Origin of the sequence: Synechococcus sp. MU1655, assembly GCF_023630655.1 — a bacterium.
Taxonomy (GTDB): domain Bacteria; phylum Cyanobacteriota; class Cyanobacteriia; order PCC-6307; family Cyanobiaceae; genus Synechococcus_C.
Genome location: NZ_JAKUHK010000211.1, coordinates 1 through 3,644, shown reverse-complemented (window position 1 = coordinate 3,644; position 3,644 = coordinate 1). Strand labels below are relative to the sequence as shown.

At 50.7% G+C, this 3,644-nt stretch carries 4 protein-coding genes and 1 pseudogene; 3 read left to right on the top strand and 2 right to left on the bottom strand.

The genetic code is table 11. The annotated features are described in order from the left end of the window. Positions 1-745, bottom strand: a 745-nt coding sequence (locus NCN04_RS09425; RefSeq protein ID WP_502988783.1) for a DUF8649 domain-containing protein, incomplete at its 3' end; no start/stop codon positions are given. 206 nt (positions 746-951) lie between these two features. Next, positions 952-1,122: a hypothetical protein gene (locus NCN04_RS09420; protein WP_250395918.1), complete on the bottom strand. Its 171-nt coding sequence runs from the start codon at positions 1,120-1,122 to the stop codon at positions 952-954. Positions 1,123-1,288: 166 nt separating this feature from the next. On the opposite strand from NCN04_RS09420, the pseudogene NCN04_RS09415 reads away from it, so the two are divergent. From NCN04_RS09415 to NCN04_RS09405, 3 genes and pseudogenes are all read left to right on the top strand, one after another. Further along, positions 1,289-1,872 (top strand): annotated as a pseudogene (locus NCN04_RS09415) (glutathione S-transferase family protein). 117 nt (positions 1,873-1,989) lie between these two features. Further along, positions 1,990-3,186, top strand: a complete 1,197-nt coding sequence (gene stpA, locus NCN04_RS09410) for a glucosylglycerol 3-phosphatase (RefSeq protein ID WP_250395917.1) — start codon at positions 1,990-1,992, stop codon at positions 3,184-3,186. A 109-nt stretch (positions 3,187-3,295) separates the two neighbouring features. Next, positions 3,296-3,644 (top strand): radical SAM protein (locus NCN04_RS09405; protein WP_250395916.1); only part of this gene is annotated, 349 nt, incomplete at its 3' end.

Genomic DNA, 3,644 nt, shown 5'->3' with positions numbered 1-3,644 from the left:
TGTGAAACGAATACCCAAAGCCTGCAAACACAGACGCCATGTTTTTAGCGGCCTTGATGTACTGGCCTTCCACGTTGTGAACACCTGGTGAAACCTGAATATTGGGTGAAAGGCGATCCAGCAAACGCGCGCCCAACAATGCCGTTAATGCATTGGGATGACAGAAGTTGGCCGTGAAACTATCCAGGGGATTGCGTAAGGCTCCATGACGATGAAAACCTGAGAAAAAAGCCAAATTGGGCTCTTTTTCGCAGAGAACATAAGACTCATTGGCAATTTGATCATGACCAAAGGAGCCAGCAAGACAAGCAATCACCACCTGCTCTCTATTGAGCTCCGAACGCAGCCTGCAAGCCTCTCGAAGATCGTCTTCAACGTGATTGCTGTTGGCACTGAGGATCACCAACTCACAGCGCATGAGCAGGTCGGCCAAGGAGTTGGTGACCCGCTTGCCCGCAAGCTCGTGGGTGGCCATCGCCTCAATCGTTGCAACATGAACTTCGTCCATGCCTTGAATCACATCATCAGGAAAAGCACCAAGCAAATCCCGACCTGGGCGAGGGGCCAACAAAAGATGTCCCTCACTGTTTTTCTGCATGGCGCAGTTGTAGGCAAGGGAGGCGGGATAGAGCCCGACGCTGTAGAGGCCAACCTTGCCTTTCTCCAGCTCCAAAATTCGGCGCTGGATAGCGTCCCGATCCAGAGACGGTGAAAAAAATGAGTTGCTATGCAGCACCGTCTCCATCAACTCACCGCTATGCACACCCCAACACTAAAGAAGGCCTGGCTGGGCTGGGCTCGATGGTCCAAACGAAGCCCCACAGGCCCCCGTGAAAGCTCAACAGCTGGCACGCAGCGACAGGATCTCAAACAACCTTCCCCCCCAACCACAGCCAGTGAGACAACTCCAGCAGTCGGGTGGCCTTGCTGTTCAACGCCAAAGCACAGAAATCAAACAAAGATAAAAACTACAGAAACGATAGGGGCGAGCAAAAAGAGAAAGGCTTCTCTATTCAGAAAACGAAAATGATCCACAAATGCCCTTTCAAGAGTTATCATAAAACCAAGATATCCTTCCCATTCATAAGGATAAAGCACGCTAGTTTCAAGCCGATCAACCACGAACGGAAGCTCCAACCAAGAGATCAATCCAAAACGCATCCAACATCTGTGGTTGAATCGACGAGTGCGATCCAGCCCATTCTGCTATGAACCATAAGACATCAATCGCAACAGAAATGGGTCCTCGAAGCAGCAACGCAAGCCAGAGAAATCAGAGGAGGCTTTGATGGCGTTGATGCTATACGGAGGTCAAAGAACAAGGGCAAGTCTGCCTCGCTGGTACATGGAAGAAAAAGACATCTCCTACAACTTAATCGAACTGAATCGCCAGGAGGGCGAAAATCTCCAATCAGAATTCCTTGCGATTAACCCGTTCGGAAAACTACCAGTACTGATTGATTCGAACCTTTTCACGCCAAACGGGGAGCCTCTTAAACTCTTTGAGAGCGGCGCAATTCTTTTGCATTTAGCAGAACAATATAGCGACGATATTAAAACAATTGAGACCAAAGCATAAACAGCCAGTGGCTGCAGTTTGTCAACTCAACTTTAACGATTGCCCTATTGGTCCCAAGTCACCGAGAAAAAGAATTTCCGCGGCTGATGAAAGAACTAGATCACCAATTAGAAAACCACCAACCCTTAGTAGGCAACATCTGGGGAGCGGCAGATTGCGCTGTTCAGGCCTATCTAGCCTACTTACCTTGGTTATTTCCCCAAGTCGATCTAGCCCCCTATCCATCAATCCAAGCAACGATCGAATCCGTGGTGCGTCGTCCCGCCTATCGAAAAGCCATCGGAGCAGCTTGAGTTGTCTCCACAATGGAACAGAATTCAAGACAGTCAGCCCAGATGAGGACCTGGGTTAAGACACCAGATCGCGCAATCAAACCTCTCCATCACTCCTGCAAGGACATCGTTTAGACAATGGCACCACTAAGCCTTGATGCACTCCGCGACGAAATGAGGGCGGAGACCGACCTGTTAATCGTGCAAGACCTCGATGGAGTTTGCATGCCGCTCGTCAAAAATCCACTGACACGCAGCCTTCGTGCTGACTATGTGCAGGCTGCGGCAGCCATGCAAAACAAGTTCAGCGTTCTGACCAACGGAGAACATGAGGGTCGTCGTGGCGTCAATCGACTCGTTGAGAAAGCTTTAGGCGACGACCAGAAGGCGAAACGAGAAGGTCTTTACCTGCCAGGACTGGCAGCCGGAGGCGTTCAATTTCAAGATCGTTTTGGAGTGGTCTCACACCCGGGAGTGAGCGATCTGGAAATGAGCTTCCTGGAATCCGTCCCTCAACGGATGAGCGATCTGTTGCGTATCAAACTGAGTCAAGTCATGCCAGAGCTGCAAGGCCAAGCTCTCGAGGAAGAACTCAAGCTCGCAATTCTTGACACCCAGGTCTCTCCAACGATCAACCTAAATAGTCTTTTTAACAAGATAAAAGGAGATGTAAAGCGGCAAAAGCAACTGCAATTGATGTTGTCAGATTTGATGGATTCACTGATGTCAGCGGCAACAGCGGCTGGACTTCCCCAGTCATTTTTTCTACACGTTGCTCCAAACCTGGGACACGATGCTTCCGGTCAGGAAAGAATCAAACCGGCGGAACCTGGAGATGTTGGCACCACGGACATTCAATTCATGCTGAAGGGAGCCATTAAAGAAGTGGGTTTGCTGGTGCTGATCAATCGGCACATCGCTCAAAAAACTGGTACGGCGCCGCTCGGTGACACTTTCAATGTGCGCAACGCCCCCCATGACCAACAAGCCCTGCTGGATCTATGTCATCAGCACATTGAACGGGAGGCCATGCCCATGCTGGTTGGAGTTGGTGACACCGTGACATCCACACCTTGCCCATTGGGCGATGGTTGGCTCCGAGGCGGCAGTGACAGAGGGTTTCTGACTCTTCTTCAACAACTAGGTGCAAGCTACGACCGCCCATCCCGTGTTGTTCTTGTCGATAGCAGTCATGGTGAAGTCGATCGCCCGAATCTGAGTGACAGCAAGCTCTCAGGGATCAGCGATCCAGACGACCCACTCCGTTTTGATTGCCTCGTCAAGGGCGGTCCAGAGGCCTATGTCGACTGGTTTAAGACGTTGCCTCAATGTTGATCATTTTCCAACGAGCGATGGGGCTTACTCCACACACAGCACCCCGCTAACCAACAATGGAGATTGAATCTCAAAAGAAAACTCAGGCACTCTCCCCTAGCCCATCACCTTGACTTCTATCTCTTCAGCAACTGATCGGCCATCCCAACAAAGAAGCGCCACTGCTTTCCCCGCACTCAACCGTGGCGAGCTTGAAACGCTTCAAGTCAATCTCGGCTATCGCTGCAATCAAAGCTGCAGCCACTGCCATGTGAATGCAGGACCGTGGCGCACGGAAATGATGGAGGAGGAGCAGATCAAGCTGATTCCCAAAGTTCTCCAAACCCTGAATCTCAACTGCCTTGACCTAACAGGAGGCGCTCCAGAACTGCATCCCCAGTTCCGATCCCTTGTACAAGAGGCAAAGGCTCTTGGCGTTCAAGTAATTGATCGCTGCAATCTGACGATTTTGCAAGAAC

What these genes read in the sequence shown, in the direction of transcription:
- stpA (WP_250395917.1), top strand. Translation starts at nt 1,990, where the DNA reads ATGGCACCACTAAGCCTTGATGCACTCCGCGACGAAATGAGGGCGGAG.